Here is a 774-nt window from a genome sequence, read left to right on the forward strand (position 1 = left end):
ATTTTTGTTTCTCTTTTTACTCTTATACTTTGTTTTTTTTGATAAGGGCTGGCGGCAATTGTTGTTGGTACTGCACTTCCACTAATTGCTAATACGCTTAATAAACTTAGCAATTTTTTCATTACTGTTTTTCTCCTTTTCTTATCTTGAAACTATTTATTGAAATTCTTTATCAAGATTTACCTTCAGTATATATAATTATATATAATATATGCAAGCAAAATTATGAATTATTTACAAAATTTTATCTTGAAAAATGACTATTATGACGCGTTTTAAAGGTTAAATTAGCAATAAAATATATTAAGTTTAAAGATGTTCCAGCCATTATTAAGCCACCAATAACAATTGAAAGTCCTAATGTTTCTGGTGCTAAACTAGCACTAACTGCTGCTTCTGTCCCCAGTATTGTTCCCTCTCCAAGCGCAGTTGCTGCCGCTTCTGCTCCAAGCATAGTCCCTTCACCAAGTGCAGTCACTACTCCCTCGGTTTCTATTTCTGCTGTTAAAGTTTCAACAGCTGTTAATTCACCTGTTGATGATGACAATAATGATGTTAACTCCATTGAATCAGCAGTTTTGGTTATAGTACTAATTTGTCTTGTGAAAATATTACTAAAACCATTGGTAAGAAAAGATTGAATATTTTTAATAGCACTTCCCAAAGCATTCATTAGACTTCTTGCATAACCTAGTTATTTTAAAATTCCTATAAAATATATTTAAAATAGAAATTATAGGAATCTAAAATTATGAAATTTGATAAATTTGATTA

General features: G+C 29.8%; 1 protein-coding gene. It reads right to left on the minus strand.

Translation table 4 applies throughout. From position 1 onward, the window contains the following. Positions 1-244 precede the first annotated feature (244 nt). Positions 245-673 carry a hypothetical protein gene (locus EHV01_RS06180; RefSeq protein WP_422066696.1) on the minus strand — a complete coding sequence of 143 codons (429 nt, stop codon included), beginning with the start codon at positions 671-673 and terminating at the stop codon, positions 245-247. Positions 674-774 lie beyond the last annotated feature (101 nt).

Source organism: Spiroplasma sp. hy2 (assembly GCF_044714365.1).
Lineage (GTDB): Bacteria > Bacillota_I > Bacilli_A > Mycoplasmatales > Mycoplasmataceae > Spiroplasma > Spiroplasma phoeniceum.